At 73.6% G+C, this 19,275-nt stretch carries 16 protein-coding genes; 8 read left to right on the top strand and 8 right to left on the bottom strand.

Features of this window, described 5'->3' with window-relative positions; genetic code table 11:
• Positions 1–626: 626 nt before the first annotated feature.
• The 4 genes from DDQ41_RS01640 to DDQ41_RS01625 form a co-directional block, all read right to left on the bottom strand.
• Positions 627–1,439 carry an anti-sigma factor gene (locus DDQ41_RS01640; protein ID WP_109292832.1) on the bottom strand — a complete coding sequence of 271 codons (813 nt, stop codon included), beginning with the start codon at positions 1,437–1,439 and terminating at the stop codon, positions 627–629.
• 226 nt (positions 1,440–1,665) lie between these two features.
• The gene (locus DDQ41_RS01635) at positions 1,666–2,250 is read right to left on the bottom strand and encodes a sigma-70 family RNA polymerase sigma factor (protein WP_109292831.1); all 585 of its coding nucleotides are present in this window, start codon (positions 2,248–2,250) and stop codon (positions 1,666–1,668) included.
• Positions 2,251–2,976: 726 nt separating this feature from the next.
• Positions 2,977–3,813, bottom strand: a complete 837-nt coding sequence (locus DDQ41_RS01630; protein WP_174720245.1) for a siderophore-interacting protein — start codon at positions 3,811–3,813, stop codon at positions 2,977–2,979.
• A gap of 46 nt (positions 3,814–3,859) precedes the next feature.
• Positions 3,860–4,780, bottom strand: coding sequence for a 5'-3' exonuclease (locus DDQ41_RS01625; RefSeq protein ID WP_109292829.1), 921 nt, complete (start codon positions 4,778–4,780; stop codon positions 3,860–3,862).
• Between the two features lie 457 nt (positions 4,781–5,237).
• Between DDQ41_RS01625 and DDQ41_RS01620 the strand changes: the two genes are divergently transcribed.
• From DDQ41_RS01620 to DDQ41_RS01605, 4 genes are all read left to right on the top strand, one after another.
• A complete protein-coding gene (locus DDQ41_RS01620) occupies positions 5,238–6,389 on the top strand; it encodes a quaternary amine ABC transporter ATP-binding protein (RefSeq protein WP_262508326.1) in 1,152 nt (383 codons plus the stop codon).
• Positions 6,382–8,220: an ABC transporter permease/substrate binding protein gene (locus DDQ41_RS01615; RefSeq protein WP_109292828.1), complete on the top strand. Its 1,839-nt coding sequence runs from the start codon at positions 6,382–6,384 to the stop codon at positions 8,218–8,220. The genes DDQ41_RS01620 and DDQ41_RS01615 overlap by 8 nt, the downstream gene beginning before the upstream one ends.
• A gap of 166 nt (positions 8,221–8,386) precedes the next feature.
• Positions 8,387–8,938, top strand: coding sequence for a helix-turn-helix domain-containing protein (locus DDQ41_RS01610; RefSeq protein WP_109292827.1), 552 nt, complete (start codon positions 8,387–8,389; stop codon positions 8,936–8,938).
• The gene (locus tag DDQ41_RS01605) at positions 8,935–9,660 is read left to right on the top strand and encodes a helical backbone metal receptor (RefSeq protein ID WP_109292826.1); all 726 of its coding nucleotides are present in this window, start codon (positions 8,935–8,937) and stop codon (positions 9,658–9,660) included. Before DDQ41_RS01610 ends, DDQ41_RS01605 begins: the two co-directional genes overlap by 4 nt.
• Here the strand turns inward: DDQ41_RS01605 and DDQ41_RS01600 are convergent.
• Complete coding sequence (locus DDQ41_RS01600) at positions 9,581–10,666, bottom strand: SLAC1 family transporter (protein WP_373995473.1); 1,086 nt, start codon at positions 10,664–10,666, stop codon at positions 9,581–9,583. The genes DDQ41_RS01605 and DDQ41_RS01600 overlap by 80 nt on opposite strands.
• Positions 10,667–10,991: 325 nt before the next feature.
• Here DDQ41_RS01600 and DDQ41_RS01590 point away from each other — a divergent pair, with 325 nt between their 5' ends.
• Positions 10,992–11,915 carry a LysR family transcriptional regulator gene (locus tag DDQ41_RS01590; RefSeq protein ID WP_172607740.1) on the top strand — a complete coding sequence of 308 codons (924 nt, stop codon included), beginning with the start codon at positions 10,992–10,994 and terminating at the stop codon, positions 11,913–11,915.
• 123 nt (positions 11,916–12,038) lie between these two features.
• Here DDQ41_RS01590 and DDQ41_RS01585 read toward each other — a convergent pair whose 3' ends face one another.
• From DDQ41_RS01585 to DDQ41_RS01575, 3 genes are all read right to left on the bottom strand, one after another.
• On the bottom strand, positions 12,039–12,716 hold the full coding sequence (locus DDQ41_RS01585) for a gamma-glutamyl-gamma-aminobutyrate hydrolase family protein (RefSeq protein WP_109292822.1): 678 nt from the start codon (positions 12,714–12,716) through the stop codon (positions 12,039–12,041).
• Between the two features lie 381 nt (positions 12,717–13,097).
• Complete coding sequence (eat, locus tag DDQ41_RS01580; protein WP_109292821.1) at positions 13,098–14,549, bottom strand: ethanolamine permease; 1,452 nt, start codon at positions 14,547–14,549, stop codon at positions 13,098–13,100.
• 310 nt (positions 14,550–14,859) lie between these two features.
• Positions 14,860–15,588 carry a FadR/GntR family transcriptional regulator gene (locus DDQ41_RS01575; protein WP_109292820.1) on the bottom strand — a complete coding sequence of 243 codons (729 nt, stop codon included), beginning with the start codon at positions 15,586–15,588 and terminating at the stop codon, positions 14,860–14,862.
• A gap of 79 nt (positions 15,589–15,667) precedes the next feature.
• On the opposite strand from DDQ41_RS01575, the gene DDQ41_RS01570 reads away from it, so the two are divergent.
• The 3 genes from DDQ41_RS01570 to DDQ41_RS01560 are packed head-to-tail and all read left to right on the top strand — an operon-like array spanning position 15,668 to position 19,212.
• Positions 15,668–17,032 carry a glutamine synthetase family protein gene (locus tag DDQ41_RS01570; RefSeq protein WP_109292819.1) on the top strand — a complete coding sequence of 455 codons (1,365 nt, stop codon included), beginning with the start codon at positions 15,668–15,670 and terminating at the stop codon, positions 17,030–17,032.
• Between the two features lie 8 nt (positions 17,033–17,040).
• Positions 17,041–18,411: an aldehyde dehydrogenase family protein gene (locus DDQ41_RS01565; RefSeq protein ID WP_109292818.1), complete on the top strand. Its 1,371-nt coding sequence runs from the start codon at positions 17,041–17,043 to the stop codon at positions 18,409–18,411.
• Positions 18,412–18,417: 6 nt separating this feature from the next.
• Positions 18,418–19,212, top strand: coding sequence for a 3-oxoacyl-ACP reductase (locus DDQ41_RS01560; protein ID WP_109292817.1), 795 nt, complete (start codon positions 18,418–18,420; stop codon positions 19,210–19,212).
• Positions 19,213–19,275 lie beyond the last annotated feature (63 nt).

Below are 19,275 nucleotides of genomic sequence, written 5' to 3'. Positions count from 1 at the left end.
GGCGTCGGACCGTCGGGCGTCGTCCTGCCGGGCGCCGTTCGCACTGTTCGCACCGGCTGCACCGTTCGCACCGGCGGTGGGCGTGGTGTCCGGGGACGGCACCGGCCGATGTGCGGCCCGGACCGTCGGACCCGTCGGGGCGCGCCCCCGCGTCACTGCCGCAGGTTCCGACCAGCCTGTGCCGCCTGTGCCGCCTGTGCCGGCCTGCCCCCACTGGCCCGTTGCCTTTCTCGTGGCCCTGAAACGGGGCGCCTGGCCTCCGGGCCCGGTATGGCTGTCTGCCCCCTGTCGAAGGGATGACCCGGGGGTGTTGCCGCCGGGGCTTGGGGCACCGCCTGACCGCTGATGAGGGGCCTGACGGCTCCACCACCCCTGCCCTCCAGACCCCATCACGCCCGTGCACCGGCACGGTCACTCCGGCCCTGCCGACCACCGGCCTGCCCATCAGCCACCCGATCCGCCGGGAACATCCCGCTTCGCGAAACGTTCCCGAAAACCAGCATCAACCCCTATGAATCGACCCCACCGAGGTTGACGAAACAGATAGGGGCATCCCACCGGGCCGGCCCGCGCCGGCCGGTTCGGAGAGGCGAGGGGCGGCCCGGGGGCGGCCGTCGTGCCCGGCCCTACCCGGACGGGAAACTCAGCAGTCCCAGTGGCTCGGAGGTGGGGGCGCGGGAGCCGCCGGGCGGCTCGACGGTGATGCCCACGCCCGTCGCCCCGCCGATCGCACCCTCCATGAGCAACGCCTCCGCACTTCCCGCCGAGGCGAGCAGCCCGGCCGGGCGCATGGAACCGCCGTCCGCGAACCAGAGCTGGTACACCCGGCCGCCGTCCGGCCGCGGCAGGCCGGAAGCGAGGAAGACGGCGCGGTCCCGCTCCCGGGAGAAGGCGACCGTGCCGGCCGCCCCCTCGCCCAGCGCCGTGCTCCGCGTGCGTACGTCGGCCGCGGTGAGCACGTCCGCGAGCGCCTCGGTGCGCCGCTGCGCCAGTTCGGCGGCCTCGCGGGCCTCGGCCCGCGCCTCGTCGGCGGCCCGCTGCTGGACGACCGCCATGCCGCCGAGCGCCGCCAACCCCGCGATACACGCGGCGAGTACGAACCCGGCGAGCCTGCGCCGGCCGGACGGGCGGGCCCTGTGCACCGGGGGCGGGATACGGCCGGCCCCCGCGGCGGCGACCTTCGGAGGTTCCTGGCGGACGGTCGAGATCCGGGCCATCACCTGGGACTTCAACGCGGACGGCGGGATCTCTGTCGCGGCCAGGCCGAGTCGTACCGCGGTGGCCCCTAGCTCCCGCACCTCCTGCGCGCACGCCGGGCACACGGCCAGATGCCGTTCGAACCGGGTACGCTCCCGGTCGCCCAGCGCATTGAGGGCGTACGCGCCCGTCAGCGTGTGCAGTTCGGCGTCCCGGTCCGCTCCCTTCGCAGCGGCGCTCATCGGATGACCGTCCCTGCCGTGGCCGTGGCCGTCGCGGGCGGGGCCGCGGCCTCCCGGCCCCGGAGGGCGCGCGGCCGGCGAAGCGCGTCGGTCGACGGCCGGGCCGGTCCGGGACCACCGTGCCCGGTCCGGTCCGGCCGTCCCGTTTCGGGAGCACGCTCCCGCCGGGGCCGGTCGACGGGCCTTCGGTAGGCGTTCTCCACCGAGCGGCGCTCCTTCCTCCGGCTCATGCGTTCACCCCCAGGCAGTCGCGCAGGCGGATCAGCCCGTCGCGCATCCGTGTCTTCACGGTGCCCAGTGGCACCGCGAGCAGTTCGGCGACCTCCCGGTAGGCGAGGCCGCGGTAGTAGGCCAGGGTCACCGACTGGCGCTGGAGCTCGGTCAGTGTGCGCAGGCAGCGCCGCACCTGCTCCCGCTCCAGTCGCGCCTCGACCTGTTCGACGACGTCGTCGAAAGCCGGTGTACCGCCGAGGCGGGCGGCCTTCCGCTCGCGTTCGACGGCGGCCTGGGCGGAGCGTACGCGGTCGACGGCGCGGCGGTGGGCGAGGGTCAGGGTCCAGGTTAGGGCGGAGCCACGCGACGGCTGGTAGCGCGCGGCGGTCCGCCACAGCTCGACCAGGACCTCCTGCGCGACCTCCTCGGACTGCGCCGGATCGCGCAACACGCCGCGCACGACGCCGAGTACGGGTCCGCAGACCGCGTCGTACACACGCGAGAAGGCCTGCTGATCGCCGCGCGCGACCCGGACGAGAAGTTCGTCGAGCCCCGGCCCCGTCGATGGTGCCCCTGTGATGTGTATCGCTTCCTTCACCGCTCTCCCCTCGCCGCGGCCCGCTCCGGCCGGTCCCTCTTCCCCGGACCTGCGTCGCCGCGGGTGTCACCTCCCCTATACGGAGCGGAGACGGGTCTTGACTGCCGTGTCGCCGAACTTTTTGCGAGCCCTCGCTCCGACCGGACTCTCCACCGCTCAAGCGGGCCGGACCGGGCCGGGATGGGGGAGGTGAGCAGCGGCGACGTTCCCGCGGCCGGGTCGGGGAACCGATGGTGACCAGGTGCGGATGCCGGCGGAGGCGAGGGACGGCGGCACAGGGACGGCGGCGGAGGTACGGGGGAGTACCCCCGGAGGCGTGCAAGGGGGAGGTCGCTGCGGGGTGCGCACGGGGAGGCGCCCCTGAGGCGGTGCGCCCGGCGACCGCGGCGGCCCCGGCGAGGACACCGCTGGATGGATTGATGCGCGTGCGCGCCGCGAGCCCGTCGCCCGGGCCAGGGTCCCGAGTCCGGAGCCCGAGTCCCGCTCCCGAGTCGAGTCGCTCTCCCGAGTCCGGAGCCCGAGTCGAGCCCGCCTCCCGGGCCCAGGTCCCGGGCCCAGGTCCCGGGCCGAGAGCCCGAGTGAGACCCGGGTCCGGTCCGGACCGGGATGCTCGCGCGGCCCTCGTGCTGCCGGTACACATCCGCCGTGGCGCGGGCGGTACCTCTGCGACGTCCTGCCACACCCCCCCCGGGCGGGCCTGCGGACTTCGTCCGTCCGTCCCGCCCGCTATGTCTCCTGCTCGCGCTCCACTTCCGCGTTCCAGTCGCGCTTGACGGCCCGCCAGGCCTCGTCGGACTTGCCCGTCCGCCAGTAGCCCGACACGGACAGCCGCTCCCGCGGGATGCCGCGCTCCAGCCGGAGATGGCGGCGCAGTTCGCGCACCGCCCCCGCCTCGCCGTGTACGAAGGCGTGCACATCGCCCGCGGGGAAGCCGAGTTCGCGCACCGCGGCGATCAGCGCCTCGCCGACGGGACGGGCGCCCCGGTGCAGCCAGCTGACGATGACCCCGTCCGGGGTGGCGATTTTCTGCTCTTCCTCGGGTCCGGCGATCTCGACAAGGGCGTGGACCCGCGCGCCCCGCGGCATCTGCTCCAGCGCGGCGGCGATGGCCGGGAGCGCGCTCTCGTCACCCGCGAGGAGGTGCCAGTCCGCCGACGGGTCCGGAGCGTAGCCACCACCCGGGCCCAGCAGGCGCACGGTCTCGCCGGGCCGCACCCGCGCCGCCCACGGCCCGGCGAGACCCTCGTCGCCGTGGACCACGAAGTCGATGACGAGTTCCCGGTGGACGGCGTCGAAGGAGCGGACGGTGTACGTGCGCGTGCTGGGCCACCGGTCGCGCGGGAACTCCTCGCGGATCCGGGCCATGTCGAACGGCTCCGGGTAGGCCGTGTCCGGTGCCGGGAAGACGACCTTCACATAGTGGTCGGTGAACCCTTCCAGGGCGAACGAGGCCAGTCCCTCGCCGCCGAGGACCAGGCGGACCATGTGCGGGGTGATCCGTTCCGTGCGCAGCACCCGCGCCTGATGTACCTGCGGTGCCCTGCGGGCGGCTGTGTCTGCCACGGCGGTCTCCCCTGACGTAGATGCTTAGGCTTGCCTAAGCTAACACTCAGTGCGGCGGGTTCGCGCCCGACAGCTCGGTGCGCAGCCGGCCCACCGCCCTGCCCAGACCCCAGCGCGCGGCGAGGCCGTCGAGCCCGGCCGGGTCGCGGGGCGCCCTCGGCAAGGCCGGATCGAAGCCGGGCAGGGGCACGTCGTCCGCGACCCGGACGACCTTCGGGGCGACCGCCAGATAGGGCCGTGCCTCGTCCAGCCGCCTGCGCTGGGCCGGCGTCAGCCCGGACGCCGGGTCGTCCACGGCGGCCATGATCCCGGCCAGGTCCCCATGGGCGGCCAGCAGCTTCGCCGCCGTCTTCTCGCCGATGCCCGGCACCCCCGGCAGCCCGTCGCTCGGGTCGCCGCGCAGCAGGGCCAGATCGGCGTAACCCGGTCCGGCCACACCGTACTTCTCGCGGAGCACCGCCTCGTCGGTCGCCTGCATCATGCCGACGCCCTTCAGCGGGTAGAGCACGCGGATCCCGCGCGCGTCGTCCACGAGCTGGTAGAGGTCCCGGTCGCCGGTGACGATGTCGACCGGGCCGCTCGCCCGTGCCGTGAGCGTGCCGATCACGTCGTCCGCCTCGTAGCCCGCGACGCCGACCCGCGCGATGCCGAAGGCGTCCAGCACGTCCTCGATGACGGGGACCTGTGGGGACAGGGTGTCCGGCACCTCTTCCTCGTCCGGCCCGGCCACGGACTCCACCGCCACCCGGTGGGCCTTGTACGAGGGGATCAGCTCGACCCGCCAGTGCGGTCGCCAGTCCGCGTCCATGCAGGCCACGAGCTCGTCCGGGCGGTGGTCCTGGATCAGCCGGGTGATGAACTCGAGCAGTCCGCGGACGGCGTTCACGGGGGTGCCGTCGGGGGCGCGCACGGAGTCCGGCACCCCGTAGTAGGCGCGGAAGTAGAGGGAGGCGGTGTCGAGGAGCATCAGGCGTCGCGTCACAGTCCGCCATCATGCCGTACGCCGCCGACAGCGCCCCGGCGCCGGGGCGCACCGCACCGCGCCCCGGCGCCGCACCGCATTCCGGGGCACCGCGATACGGGAAACCGCGATACGGGAAACCGCGATACGGGGCTGCGGCACCGGGGCACCGCGATACGAGGCTGTGGCACCGGGGCACTGCAATGCGGGGCTGCGGCACCGGGGCACCGCAACACGGGCCCCGGTGCCGGAGCCCTGCCCGGGGCGCGCCACGGGCAGGACGGCCCGTGAACTGGCTCACTTCTGCGTTTGCCCTGGCGAAGAGCGGGGCAGGCGCGGCGCCGGAGCGGACCCCGCCGCGCCTTCGACCGACGACGACGCGGGGAGGCGGGAAGAGCCCGCCCGCTCCACGGCCCGCCGGCGGGGGAGGCGGGGCGTTTCCGGTTCGACGCGTGAGGTGTATGTGTCCAGGCTCCAGGCGGAGCACCTGTACAAGGTGTTCGGCAGACGACCCGACGAGGCGGTGCGCAGGCTCGAGAGCGGCTCCGGCCGAGACGAGCTCCGCGCCGAGGGAACGACGGCCGCGGTGATCGACGCCTCGTTCTCCGTCGAGCCGGGTCAGATCTTCGTTGTCATGGGTCTGTCCGGGTCGGGGAAGTCCACGCTGCTGCGCATGCTCAACGGACTGCTGGAGCCGACCGCCGGACGCGTGCTCTTCGACGGCCGGGACCTGACCGCCCTGGGCGCCCGCGGGCTCCGAGAGGTGCGCGCCGCCAGGATCAGCATGGTCTTCCAGCACTTCGCGCTGTTCCCCCACCGCAGCGTGCTGGAGAACGCCGCCTACGGCCTGGCGGTCCAGGGCGTCGCCCGCGCCGAGCGCGAGCGGCGCGCGACCGAGGCGCTGGAGCTCGCCGGTCTCGCCGGATGGGAGCAGTCCTGGCCGGACGAGCTGTCCGGCGGCATGCAGCAGCGCGTAGGCCTCGCCCGCGCCCTCGCCACGGACGCGGACCTGCTGCTGATGGACGAGTCCTTCAGCGCCCTCGACCCGCTCATCCGGCGCGACATGCAGGACCAGCTGCTCGAACTCCAGAAGCGGCTGAAGAAGACCATCGTCTTCATCACCCACGACCTCAACGAGGCCATGCGCCTGGGGGACCGCATCGCCGTGATGCGCGACGGTCGGATCGTCCAGCTCGGCACCGCCGAGGACATCCTGGTCCGGCCCGCCGACGACTATGTGGCGTCCTTCATCCAGGACGTGGACCGCTCCCGGGTGCTGACGGCGTCAGCCGTCATGACCGAGCCGTCCGCCACCGCCGACGGGTGCGGCTGCGAGACCGTCACGCCCGGCACCCTCGTCGCGGACGTGTGCGCGGTGAGCGCGCGCGTCCCGCATCCGGTGGCCGTCAAGGACGCCGCCGGCGAAGTGGTCGGAGTCGTCCCGCAGTCCCGGCTGGTCGGCCTCGTCGGCGACGAGCAGGCCGAGCCGGTGCCCTGCGGCGCGCCGGCCCGCCACCTGCCGGCGCAGGAGGCTGAGGAGGCGCACAAGGCGCAGGAGGCGCACAAGGCGCAGGAGGCGCAGGAGTTGCAGAAGGAGGTGCGTGCGAGTGCCTAGGCTTCCCCTCGGCGACTGGGTCGACGGCGGCGTCGGCTGGCTCCAGTCCCACCTCTCCTGGCTGTTCGACGCCGTCAGCTCGGCCGTCACCGGCATGTACGACGGCATCGACGCGGTGCTGTCCGCACCCGAGCCGCTGCTCTTCGCCGGCATCCTCGCCGTCGCCGCGTGGTGGCTGCGCGGTCTGCTCGCGGGCGGTCTGGCCTTCGCCGGCTTCGCGGTGATCGACTCCGTGGAGCTGTGGGACGAGGCCATGTCGACCCTCTCGCTGGTGCTGGTCGCCACCGTCGTCACGCTGCTGATCGCGGTGCCGCTGGGCATCTGGGCGTCGCGCTCCAAGACCGTCAGCGCCGTGATCCGGCCGGTCCTGGACTTCATGCAGACGATGCCCGCCATGGTCTACCTGATCCCCGGCATCATCTTCTTCGGCGTCGGCGTGGTCCCCGGCATCATCGCCACCATCGTCTTCGCCCTGCCGCCGGGCGTGCGGATGACCGAACTCGGCATCCGCCAGGTCGACGAGGAACTGGTGGAGGCCGCGGAGGCGTTCGGCACCACGCCACGCGACACGCTGGTCCGTGTGCAGCTGCCGCTCGCCCTGCCCACGATCATGGCCGGTGTCAACCAGGTGATCATGCTGGGCCTGTCCATGGTGGTCATCGCCGGCATGGTCGGCGGCGGCGGCCTCGGCGGCGCCGTCTACCGCGCCATCGGCAACGTCGACATCGGGCTGGGCTTCGAGGCGGGCGTCTCCATCGTCATCCTCGCGATGTACCTGGACCGGATGACGGGCGCGCTGGGCCGCCAGGTCTCCCCGCTCGGGCGCCGGGCCCTGGCGCGGGCCAGGGCCGCGGTCGGCGGGGCGAGGATCTGGAACCACCGCCCCCAGCCCGTCGTCGCCGTGGTCGGTGCCGTGGTCCTCGCGCTGGTCGCGGGCGGCGTGGGCGTGTTCGGCGGCACCACGTCCGCCGAGGCCGGCGGAGCCGGCGACGTGGGCCGGGGCAAGAAGATCTCCGTGGGCTACATCCCGTGGGACGAGGGCATCGCCTCCACCTTCCTGTGGAAGGAGCTGCTGGAGCGCCGCGGCTTCGAGGTCGAGACCAGGCAGCTGGAGGCCGGCGCACTCTACACCGGTCTCGCAGGCGGGCAGATCGACTTCCAGACGGACTCCTGGCTCCCGGTCACCCACGCCCAGTACTGGGACAAGTACCGCGACAAGCTGGAGGACAAGGGCTCCTGGTTCGGCCCCACCTCCCTGGAGCTGTCGGTGCCCTCGTACGTCGAGGGCGTCGACTCCCTCGACGACCTGAAGGGCAGGGCGGGCCAGTTCAAGGGCCGGATCGTCGGCATCGAGCCGAGTGCCGGAATGATGGGGATCCTCAAGGACAAGGTCCTCGAGGAGTACGGCCTGGAGGGCGAGTACGACGTCGTCGACGGCTCCACCCCCGGCATGCTCGCCGAGCTGAAGCGGGCGTACGACAGGAAGGAGCCCATCGTCACCACCCTGTGGTCGCCGCACTGGGCCTACAGCTCCTACGACCTCAGGAAACTGGACGACCCCAAGGGCAGCTGGGGCGAGGGCGACGGCATCCACACGCTCGCCCGCAAGGGCTTCTCCGAGGAGAACCCCCGGGTCGGCAAGTGGCTCCAGGACTTCGAGATGACCGAGGAGCAGCTCACCGGCCTGGAGGCGAGGATCCAGGAGACGGGCAAGGGCAAGGAGCAGGAGGCCGTCCGGGCCTGGCTGAAGGACAACCCCGGCCTCGCCGGCAAGTGGACACCGGTCTCCGGAGCGGCGCCGGACGTCTCACAGTCGCAGCGGACCGGCTGAATCCCCCACACGGTGAGGGCCCCGTCACATAACGTGGCGGGGCCCCGTCGTCGTGCGGCGGGGCGCTCATCGCCGTCACGGGGCGTTCACCGCCGTCACGGGGCGACGGTGAGTTGCGCGGGCCGGAACGTGCGTAAGGTACAGAGAGGAGGGAGGGACCTCAGCCATGGGAGACAAGGAAGCGCTCCGTGTCGGCTCCGCCGTCCGCCGAAGGCGACGGGCCCTGGATCTCACGCTCGCCGCCGTCGCGGGGCGCAGCGGCCTGTCCGTGCCCTTCCTCAGCCAGATCGAGAACGAACGGGCACGGCCCAGCATGCGCTCGCTGCACCGCGTCGCGGACGCGCTGGAGACCACCGCCGCCGAACTGCTCGCCGCCGCCGACTCCGGCCGGGTCGTCGACGTCGTCCGGGCGGACGACGGTACCCTCGCCGCCCGGCCGGGCGTGCGCCATCTGGTGCGCGGCCACCACCAGCTCCACGCCGTGGAGTTCACCGGTGAGCAGGACACCGGGGGCGAGCACCAGCACCGCAACGACGAGCTGATGTACGTGGCCGACGGTGCCGCCGAGGTCGAGGCCGAGGGACGCGCCCACCGGCTGGAGAAGGGCGACACGCTGTTCCTCTCCGGCGGTGTCCTCCACCGCTGGCGCGCCACCCGCCCCGGCACCCGCCTCCTCGTCGTCGCCGTGGCCGACCACATCGAGGCCGTCGCGCCGTGACGAGGGTCGTCTCGCTGGTGCCCTCCCTCACCGAGGCCATCGCGGCCAGCGCGCCCGGGCTGCTGGCCGGAGCCACCCGCTGGTGCACCCACCCCCCGGACCTGCGAGCGGCCAGGATCGGCGGCACGAAGAACCCCGACGTGGCGGCGGTGGCCGCGCTGCGGCCCGATCTCGTCGTCGCCAACGAGGAGGAGAACCGGGGGCCGGATATCGCCGAGCTGCGGACCGCGGGGCTGGAGGTCCTCGTCACCGAGGTGCGGAGCCTGCCCCAGGCGTTCGCCGAGTTGCAGCGGGTGCTGGACGCCTGCGGGGTGCCGCGCCCCCGGTGGCTCGACGACGCCGAGGCCGCGTGGGGCGCCGTCGAACCGTGCGCGGAGCCGCGCCGCGCGGTGGTGCCGGTCTGGCGGCGGCCCTGGATGGTCCTCGGCCGCGACACCTTCGCCGGTGACCTGCTGGCCCGGCTCGGCGTCGAGAACGTCTACGCCGCACACCCGGACCGCTATCCCCGGATCCCGCTCGACGAACTGAACGCCGCGGGCGCAGACCTCGTGGTGCTCCCCGACGAGCCCTATCGATTCAGCGCGGACGACGGCCCGGAGGCGTTCCCGGCGGTCCCCGCCGCGCTCGTCGACGGGCGCATGCTCACCTGGTACGGCCCGTCGCTGGCGGCGGCCCCGACGGCGCTGCGGGCAGCGCTCCGCCGGCGAGGCCGCGCAGGGTGAGGGTCCCGGCCGCGGCCCACGCCGCGACCAGGAACGCGTAGAGCCCGGCCGCCGCCCACGCGGGAGCCGCCGCGCCGGTGCGGGCGGACAGCGCCGCCGCCCCCGTGACGCAGGTGCCGACCGGGAAGGTGAACGCCCACCAGGTCATCGCGAACGGCATGCCCCGGCGCGCCGCCCGCACCACCAGGGCCGCGGCCGGGACGAGCCACAGCAGGGCGAGGCCGAGGGCGGCGGTCCCGTAGGCGGTCGCGAAGCTCCCGAGCGCCGCCGCGTCCGCCTCCCCGACCGCCGCGGGGGCCGCGTCGGCGAGCCGGTGCACGGCGGTGGTCGACTGGCCCAGGGGGCCGAGCACCAGGAACAGGGCCGGCGTCAGCGCGAGCGGCGGAGGACCCTCGCGGAGAAGCCTCGCCGTCACCAGCGGCAGGATGACGAGCACGGCGAGCAGGCTGAGGGCGAACAGCCCGTAGCAGCCCAGCAGGGCGGCCCCGCGCCAGCCTCCGGCGGGCACCCGGTCCACGAGCATCGCGCCCAGCGTCGCCGCCACCATCGGGGCCACCACGGGCAGTAGCCACACCGGGGACGCTTGACCCGGCGTGACCCGGCGCCGGGTCAGGAGCAGGTACGGGACCGCCACCGCGGCCGTGAGCCCGGCCGTGGTGCCCGCGGCGAGCAGCGCCCACGCCGTGACGACCGCCGCCTGCTCGCCGATCACACCGCCGCCGACCGAGAGCGAGCCGATGCCGACGGCGAGGAACGCCATCGCCATGCAGCCCTGGAACGGGGCGACCGCCGGATCGAGGAGGTCGGCGCGCGCTTGGTCGCGGTGGCGCAGCCAGTGTGCGGCGCGCGCTGCGAGCAGGGCCGCCAGGGCCAGTGCGGACAGCGCCCATACCGCCTCCAGCACGACACGCAGGCCCGCCGCGGCGGGCAGAGCCACGGGGGCCGCCGCGGTGACGGGTGCCACCGGCAGGGACGCACCCGCGACGGCCACCGATGCCGTGCCCATGACGGCGGAGTACCAATTCGGTCCGAGACGGCGCAGCAGCGGGGCGCGGGTGGCGTGCCGTGCCGGGCCGGGCCGCACGGTGCCGGATGCGGCGGAGGATTGGGCGGAGGATTGGGCGGGGGATGCGGTGGGGGAGTTGGTGGGAGAGGTGGATGCGGCGGGGGACGCGGTCGGGGAGCTGACCGGAGAGGTGGATGCGGCGGGGGACGCGGATGTGCTGGGGGAGGGGGAGCGGGGATGGGCGGCGGTGACCATGGCCCCACTGTCCGGCGCCGTTCGGCGGCCCACCAGGCATTCCCTCGCTATGGCCCCATAAGCTGGGTTTATGAGCGATGGGGAACGCGGGCCGGTGGCCCACCGGGTGCCCGACCTTGCCGCGCTGGAACTGCTGCTCGCGGTGGCCCGTCACGGGAGCCTCGGGCGCGCCGCCCGGGACCTCGGTGTGACCCAGCCCGCGGCGAGCAGCCGGATCCGCTCCATGGAGCGGCAGCTTGGCGTCGCGCTGGTGGACCGCTCCCCGCGCGGCTCCCGGCTGACCGACGCGGGGGCGCTGGTCACGGACTGGGCGCGGCGGATCGTGGAGGCGGCCGAGGCGTTCGACGCGGGGGCGCAGGCGCTGCGGGACCGGCGCGACTCCCGGCTGAGGGTCGCCGCCAGCATGACCATCGCCGAGTACCTGCTGCCCGGCTGGCTGATCGCACTCCGCCAGCAGCGCCCGGGCACCGCGGTGTCCCTGCTCGCAGGCAACTCGGCGGCGGTCGCCCGGCGCCTGCTGCGCGGCGAGGCGGATCTCGGCTTCGTCGAGGGCCTCGCCGTGCCGGAGGGTCTCGACGGCGCGGTCGTCGGCCACGACCGGCTCGTCGTCGTCGCGGCGCCGGGACACGAGTGGGCGCGCCGGCGCTCGCCGCTGCCACCCGAGAAGCTCGCCGCCACCCCGCTGGTGCTGCGCGAGCGGGGCTCGGGCACCCGGCAGGTGCTCGACTCGGCGCTCGCCCACCACGGCGGCCTCGCCGAGCCCCTGCTCGAACTGGCCTCCACCACTGCGGTGAAGGCCGCCGCGGTGAGCGGCGCGGGTCCCGCGGTCCTCAGCGAACTAGCGGTGACGGAGGAGCTGGGTTCCCGCCGCCTCGTCCGCATCCCCGTCGAGGGGATCCGCCTCCGGCGCGACCTCCGCGCGGTCTGGCCCCACGGCCACCGCCCGACGGGCCCCGCCCGCGACCTGCTGTCACTGACGCGGTCCGGGGGCTGAGAGGGACGGTCCGGGAGCGTCCGGCGGCTGAGGGACGGCCCCGGAGCGTCCCCTGCCGAGGTCGGGCCGGGGTCGGGCCGGGGTCTGCTGCCGGGGTCGGGCCGGGGTCCGCTGCCCGCGGGATCAGGAGGCGGCGCGAACGAGACCCGCCATCACCCGGGTGTCCTCGGCCATCTCCGGATGCCACTGCACTCCGAGCACCCAGGAGGGGCCGGGGAGTTCGACGGCCTCCACGGTGCCGTCGTGCGCGTGCGCCGAGACGACGAGACCGGTGCCGAGACGGTCCACGGACTGGTGGTGGTAGGTCGGCACCGACGACTCCTCCGGCACCAGCGAGGCGTACCGGGTGCCCGCGACCGGCGTCACGCCGTGCCGGCCGAAGACGCCGACGGCGTCCACGTGCCCGTCGAGGTGCTGGACGAGCGTGCCGCCGAGGGCGACGTTCAGCAGCTGCATGCCCCGGCAGATCCCCAGCAGCGGGGTACCGGTGTCGAGCGCGGCGCGGATCAGGGCCAGCTCCCAGGCGTCCCGCTCCCGGGCCGGCGGTCCGGTGCGCGGATCCGGGTCGGCACCGTAGCGTACGGGCTCGACGTCGGGCCCGCCCGCGACGACCAGCCCGTCGAGCCGGGCCACCGCCGCCGCGGCCAGGCCGGGATCGTCCGGCGGCAGCATGGCGGCGATGCCTCCGGCCGACTGGACGAGGCGCGGATAGCCGACGGGCAGTAGTGCGGCGGGCAGTCGCCACACGCCCCACGAGGCGTCCTCCAGGTAGGTGCTGACGCCGATGAGCGGCTGGGTCACGGTCGTGGTTCCTCCGGTCGTGGTGCGGGGTGGCGGGTGCCTGGTCGTGCACGGCATCCCCGGCCCCCGGGGGTACGGCTGCGGCGGCCGCCGGTGGTGACGGGCGGCCCCGGCTGTCCATGGTCCGGTAGCGGGTATCCGGTACCCGGTGTCGGGTACCCGGAGTCCTGTTTCCGGCATCCGGCATCCGGCATCCGGCATCCGGCATCCGGCATCCGGCATCCGGTATCCGGTATCCGGTATGCGGCTGTTGGGTATACGGCTAGCCGGCGTCACGGCGTCGGCACACGGCGGCGCCCGGCGTCCGGTGCCCGGTACTGGTGCCCGGATGTCCGGATGTCCGGTGTCCGGGTTCTGGGGACCCGGACACCGGACCGCCCGTCAGTCGCGGGCCAGCTCCGCCTCGGCCGCGGCGAGGGCCGCGAACTCCTCCTCCGGGGCACGGGCCACGAGACGGTGCCGACTGTAGAAGGCGAAGTACGCGAGGGCGACTCCGTACACGGCGAGCGCGATGAACGCCGCGTCCTTGTCCACGAGGAAGGTCGCCACCAGCGCGGACAGTGCGAGGACGAAGGCGACGGACGAGGTCACCACGCCGCCGGGGGTGCGGTAGGGGCGTGCCAGGTCCGGCTCGCGTCTTCTCAGGACGATGTGCGACAGCGCCATCATGGCGTAGCTGATCGTCGCGCCGAAGACGGCGATGTTGAGCATCCGCGCCCCGTCGCCGGTTCCGGCGGCCAGCGCGAAGCCGATCGCGCCGGGGATCAGCAGACCCAGGTACGGCGACTTGCGGCGGCTTGTCAGCGAGAGGAAGCGGGGCAGGTAGCCGGCCCGGGAGAGGGCGAACAGCTGGCGCGAACCGGCGTAGATCAGCGAGAAGAACGAGGCGACCAGGCCGGCGAGTCCGGCGTAGTTGACGAAGCGGCTCAGCGCGGTCGGGTCGCCGTCGCCCTGGAGGGCCACCACCAGCGGGTTGCCGGCCTCCTGGATCGCCGCCGAGCCGCGGGCGCCGGTGGCGGCGAAGAAGGTGATCAGGGCGAGCAGCACCAGGATCGACATCGACAGCGCGAGTGCCCTGGGCATCGACCGGACCGGGTCCTTGGCCTCCTCGGCGGCGAGTGGGACCCCCTCGACGCCGAGGAAGAACCACATACCGAAGGGGAAGGCGGCCCAGATGCCGAGCAGCCCGAACGGCAGCCAGGAGCTGGAACCCAGTGCGGTCTCGTCGACGGGGATGTCGTTCAGACCGCTCACCTGGAAGTCCGTCAGCGCGCCCAGGGCGAAGATCAGCAGCGCCGCGACCGCGATCGCGGTGACGACGAGGCTGAAGCGCAGGGCCTCGCCGACGCCCCACAGATGGATTCCGATGAAGACCGCGAAGCAGGCGAGGTACACGGGCCAGCCGGATTCCAGCCCGAAGAGCCCGAGCGATTCGACGTAGTCGCCGATGAAGATCGAAATGGCGGCGGGGGCGAGGATGTACTCGATGAGGATGGCCGTACCGGTGAGGAAGCCGCCCCAGGTCCCCAGTGCCCGCCGGGCGAACCCGTAGCCGCCGCCCGCGGTCGGCAGGATGGCCGACAGCTCGGCGAGCGCGAAGACGAGGCAGGCGTACATCACGCCCATCAGCACGGTGGCGGCGGCGAGTCCGCCGAAGCCTCCCTTGGAGAGGCCGATGTTCCAGCCGGAGAAGTCTCCGGAGACGACGTAGGCGACGCCGAGCCCGGTGAGCAGCAGCCAGCCGGCGCTGCCGCGGCGCAGGGTCCGGCGTTCGAGGTAGTTGTCCGGTGGGGTGCTGCCGCTCCCCGTGGTGTCGGTGTCTTCCAGTGTCATGGCAGAGCTCCCGCGTCGGACCCAATGGAATGGAGCCATACCTTTGCGGTGGACATGGGGGTAGCGCAAGACCCGTGCGTTACTTTCGGATTACGGCCGTCCGGTCTCCGGCGGTGCACGGCGGCCTGCCGGGGGCCGCGTCCGCCGGGCCCCGGCCCGTCGTGCCCTCCCGGCCCTCCCGGCCCTCCCGGCCCTCCCGGCCCTCCCGGCCCTCCCGGCCCTCCCGGCCTCCCGGCCCTCCCGGCCCGCCCGCCGCCCGAGGGTGAAGCGTCCGCGCACCCCGGGCGGCGGGCAGGCCGCGCGGGGGCCCTTATGCGAGGAAGCCGCGCAGCAGGGCCGCCGTTCCCTCGCAGTGCTCGCGCATCACCTCGCGCGCCCTGCCCGCGTCGCCCGCCAGGACCGCCTGTACCAGCGCGACATGCTGCTGCTGTGAGTGCTCCAGATTGCGCACGAGCAGTGGGATGCAGTCCAGCAGGTCGTTGAGGGCCGCCCGGACCGCGGCGTACTGCGTGGTCAGCATGGGTGAGCCGGACAGCTCCGCCAGGGTGAGATGGAGCAGGGTGTCGCACCGCCGGTAGTCGCCCAGGGGGGCGTCGTGCGTGGCCGTCAGCGCCGTGCGCAACCGCCGGGCGCCCTCGTCGGAGAGCCCGTGCGCCGCGCACAGCCCCGCCGCGCCGACCTCCAGGACCTCCCGGAAGCGCAGGGTGTCCTCCACGTCGACGGCCGCGATCCGTCGGCGCAGTTCGTCCTCGCTCTCGGTGCGCGGGCGCTGCCGGACGAAGGTCCCCCCGTAGCGGCCGCGGCGGCTCTCCACCAGGCCCTCCTCCTGGAGGACCTTGAGTACCTCGCGCAGGGTGACCCGGCTGATGCCCATGCGCTCGGCGAGTTCCCGCTCCGCGGGCAGCCGCTCGCCGCCGGGCACCAGTCCCAGGCGTACGACCTGCAGGATCTGTTCCAGGGCCTCCTCGAAACCGTTGCCCCCGCGCACCGGCCGCAGCACGGACGTGAGCCGGTCCCCGGACTCGCTCTTCTCCGGCATGTTCGCGGTTCCCCCTTCCCAAGAAATGGTATTCAGCAATACCTTATGGCTCCCGGTTGACCTTAGGAGGCGTAATCCCGTGGCAGACCGCACACCCCCGCTGACCGTCGAGGAGCTCAGGGCCCTCGTCGCGAGCGGTGAGATCGACACCGTAGTCCTGGCCTTCCCCGATATGCAGGGCAGGCTCCAGGGCAAGCGGTTCGCCGCCCGGTTCTTCCTCGACGAGGTCCTGGACCACGGTACGGAGGGCTGCAACTACCTACTCGCCGTCGACACCGAGATGAACACCGTGGACGGCTACGCGATGTCCTCGTGGGAGCGCGGTTACGGAGACTTCGCCATGCACCCCGACCCGGCCACCCTGCGCCGCGTCCCCTGGAACGAGGGCACGGCCATGCTCGTCGCCGACCTGGCGTGGAGCGACGGCACCCCGGTCGCCGCCGCTCCCCGCCAGATCCTGCGCCGCCAGCTGGAGCGCCTGGCCGAGTACGGCTGGACCGCGCAGGTCGGCACCGAGCTGGAGTTCATCGTCTTCAAGGACACCTACGAGCAGGCCTGGGACCGCGGCTACCACGGTCTGACCCCGGCCAACCAGTACAACATCGACTACTCGGTCCTCGGCACCGGCCGCATCGAGCCCCTGCTGCGCCGGATCCGCAACGAGATGGCCGCCGCCGGACTCACCGTCGAGTCGGCCAAGGGCGAGTGCAACCCCGGCCAGCACGAGATCGTGTTCCGCTACGACGAGGCCCTCGTCACCTGCGACCAGCACGCGATCTACAAGACCGGCACCAAGGAGATCGCCGCCCAGGAAGGCGTCTCCATCACCTTCATGGCCAAGTACAACGAGCGCGAGGGCAACTCCTGCCACATCCACCTCTCGCTCACCGACGCCGACGGCCGCAACGCCATGGCGGGTGACGGACCGGACGGCATGTCGGACGTCATGCGGCACTTCCTCGCCGGCCAGCTCGCCGCCCTGCGCGACTTCTCCCTGCTGTACGCGCCGAACGTCAACTCCTACAAGCGGTTCCAGCCCGGTTCCTTCGCCCCGACCGCCGTCGCCTGGGGCCACGACAACCGGACCTGCGCGCTGCGCGTCGTCGGCCACGGCCGCTCGACGCGCTTCGAGAACCGGCTGCCCGGCGGCGACGTCAACCCCCATCTGGCCGTCGCCGCACTGATCGCCGCGGGCCTGCACGGGATCGAGCAGAAGCTGGAGCTGCCCGAGGCCTGCGCGGGCAACGCCTACAGCGCCGGCTACGAGCACGTCCCGACCACCCTCCGCGAGGCCGCCGAACTCTGGGACAACAGCCCCGTCGCCAAGGCCGCCTTCGGGGACGAGGTCGTCGCCCACTACCGCAACATGGCGCGGGTCGAACTCGACGCGTTCGACGCCGCGGTCACCGACTGGGAGCTCCGCCGCTCCTTCGAACGCATGTGAGGCGCCCCGTGTCGCAACCGTACGCACTCGATGTGCTCAACCCGGCCACCGAGGAAGTCATCGCCACCGTCCCCGGCGCGGACGCCGCCGACGTCGACGCCGCCGTGCGCCGCGCCGCGCGGGCCCAGCGCGCCTGGGCGGCCGCGGCCCCCGCCGACCGCGCCAGGCTGCTGCGCCGCTTCGCGGCCGTCGTCGACGACCACATCGAGGAACTCGCCCTGCTCGAGGTCCGGGAGGCCGGGCACACCCTCGGCAACGCCCGCTGGGAGGCCGGCAACGTCCGCGACCTCCTCGACTACTCCGCCGGGGGAGTGGAACGCCTCACCGGCCGGCAGATCCCCGTCCCCGGCGGCATCAACCTGACCATCCTCGAACCGCTCGGCGTGGTGGGGGTCATCGCCCCCTGGAACTTCCCCATGCCCATCGCCGCCTGGGGCACCGCGCCCGCGCTCGCCGCCGGCAACGCCGTCCTCCTCAAACCCGCCGAGACCACCCCGCTGACCGCGCTGCGACTGGCCGAACTCGCCCTGGACGCCGGCCTTCCCGAGGACCTCTTCCAGGTGCTGCCCGGCCGCGGCGCGGTCGCGGGCGACGCGCTGGTGCGCCACCCCGGCGTCGCGAAGATCGTCTTCACCGGCTCCACCCGGATCGGCAAGCAGATCATGGCGCTCTGCTCCGAGCGCGTGAAGCGCGTCACCCTCGAACTCGGCGGCAAGAGCCCCAACATCGTCTTCGCCGACGCCGACATCGAGGCCGCGGCCGCCGCGGCACCGATGGCCTTCCTGGACAACAGCGGACAGGACTGCTGCGCCCGCACCCGCATCCTGGTGCAGCGCCCCGTGTACGACGACTTCCTCGACCGCCTCGCCCCCGCGCTGAAGTCGGTCGTCGTGGGCGACCCCGCGGACGAGGCCACCCAGATGGGCCCGCTCATCTCACGCGCCCAGCTGGACCGCGTCCGCTCGTACGTCACCGACGACCTCGCGACGGTGCGGGGCGGCGCGCCCACCGGTCCCGGCTTCTGGTTCCCCCCCACCCTCGTCACCGGTGTCCCGCCCGAGGCCCCCGTCGCCACCGACGAGGTGTTCGGCCCGGTCGCCGTCGTCCTGCCCTTCGACGACGAGGAGGACGCCGTACGCCTCGCCAACGCCACCGAGTACGGGCTCTCCGGCTCCGTCTGGACCCGCGACGTGGGCCGGGCACTGCGCGTCTCCGGCGCCGTCGCCGCGGGCAACCTGTCCGTCAACTCCCACTCCAGCGTCCGCTACTGGACCCCCTTCGGCGGATACGGGCAGTCCGGCCTCGGCCGCGAACTCGGCCCCGACGCCCTCACCGCTTTCACCGAGACCAAGAACGTCTTCATCAGCACGGAGGCCTGAGAACCCATGAGCACTGCACACAACGACACCCCCGTCTGCCGCCGGCTCGTCGGCCGCACCGCCGTCATCACCGGTGCCGGCAGCGGCATCGGACTGGCCACCGCGCGCCGCCTCGCCTCCGAAGGGGCCCACGTCGTCTGCGGCGACATCGACGAGACCGCGGGCAAGGCCGCGGCCGAGGAGGTCGGCGGGACGTTCGTGAAGGTGGACGTCACCGACGCCGAGCAGGTGGAGGCGCTGTTCCGGACCGCCTTCGACACCTACGGCAGCGTCGACATCGCCTTCAACAACGCCGGCATCTCGCCCCCCGACGACGACTCCATCCTGGAGACCGGCCTGGACGCCTGGAAGCGGGTACAGGAGGTCAACCTCACCTCCGTCTACCTGTGCTGCAGGGCCGCCATCCCCTACATGCGGCGGCAGGGCCGCGGCTCCATCATCAACACGGCCTCGTTCGTGGCCCGGATGGGCGCCGCGACCTCCCAGATCTCGTACACCGCGAGCAAGGGCGGCGTCCTCGCCATGTCCCGGGAGCTGGGCGTGCAGTTCGCCCGCGAGGGCATCAGGGTCAACGCGCTCTGCCCGGGGCCGGTCAACACCCCGCTGCTCCAGGAGCTGTTCGCCAAGGACCCCGAGCGGGCGGCCCGCCGGCTGGTGCACATCCCCGTCGGCCGCTTCGCCGAGGCGGAGGAGATGGCCGCGGCCGTGGCGTTCCTCGCCAGCGACGACTCGTCCTTCGTCAACGCCACCGACTTCCTGGTCGACGGCGGCATCTCGGGGGCGTACGTCACTCCTGTGTAAGCCCGCGGCGCACCCCGTACAGCCACCGGACGGGCACACGGCGTCCCGCGTCCCCCGTTCCGT

This window comes from Streptomyces spongiicola (assembly GCF_003122365.1).
Classification (GTDB): Bacteria; Actinomycetota; Actinomycetes; order Streptomycetales; family Streptomycetaceae; genus Streptomyces; species Streptomyces spongiicola.
The sequence above is the reverse complement of the archived record's forward strand: the minus strand, read 5'-3'. Positions and strand labels throughout refer to the sequence as shown.

Coding starts and splice junctions, on each gene's coding strand:
- DDQ41_RS01640 (WP_109292832.1), bottom strand. CDS start 1,439: ATGAGCGCCGCTGCGAAGGGAGCGGACCGGGACGCCGAACTGCACACG.
- DDQ41_RS01625 (WP_109292829.1), bottom strand. CDS start 4,780: ATGCTCCTCGACACCGCCTCCCTCTACTTCCGCGCCTACTACGGGGTG.
- DDQ41_RS01610 (WP_109292827.1), top strand. CDS start 8,387: ATGGGAGACAAGGAAGCGCTCCGTGTCGGCTCCGCCGTCCGCCGAAGG.
- DDQ41_RS01600 (WP_373995473.1), bottom strand. CDS start 10,666: ATGGGCACGGCATCGGTGGCCGTCGCGGGTGCGTCCCTGCCGGTGGCA.
- DDQ41_RS01590 (WP_172607740.1), top strand. CDS start 10,992: ATGAGCGATGGGGAACGCGGGCCGGTGGCCCACCGGGTGCCCGACCTT.
- eat (WP_109292821.1), bottom strand. CDS start 14,549: ATGACACTGGAAGACACCGACACCACGGGGAGCGGCAGCACCCCACCG.
- DDQ41_RS01575 (WP_109292820.1), bottom strand. CDS start 15,588: ATGCCGGAGAAGAGCGAGTCCGGGGACCGGCTCACGTCCGTGCTGCGG.
- DDQ41_RS01560 (WP_109292817.1), top strand. CDS start 18,418: ATGAGCACTGCACACAACGACACCCCCGTCTGCCGCCGGCTCGTCGGC.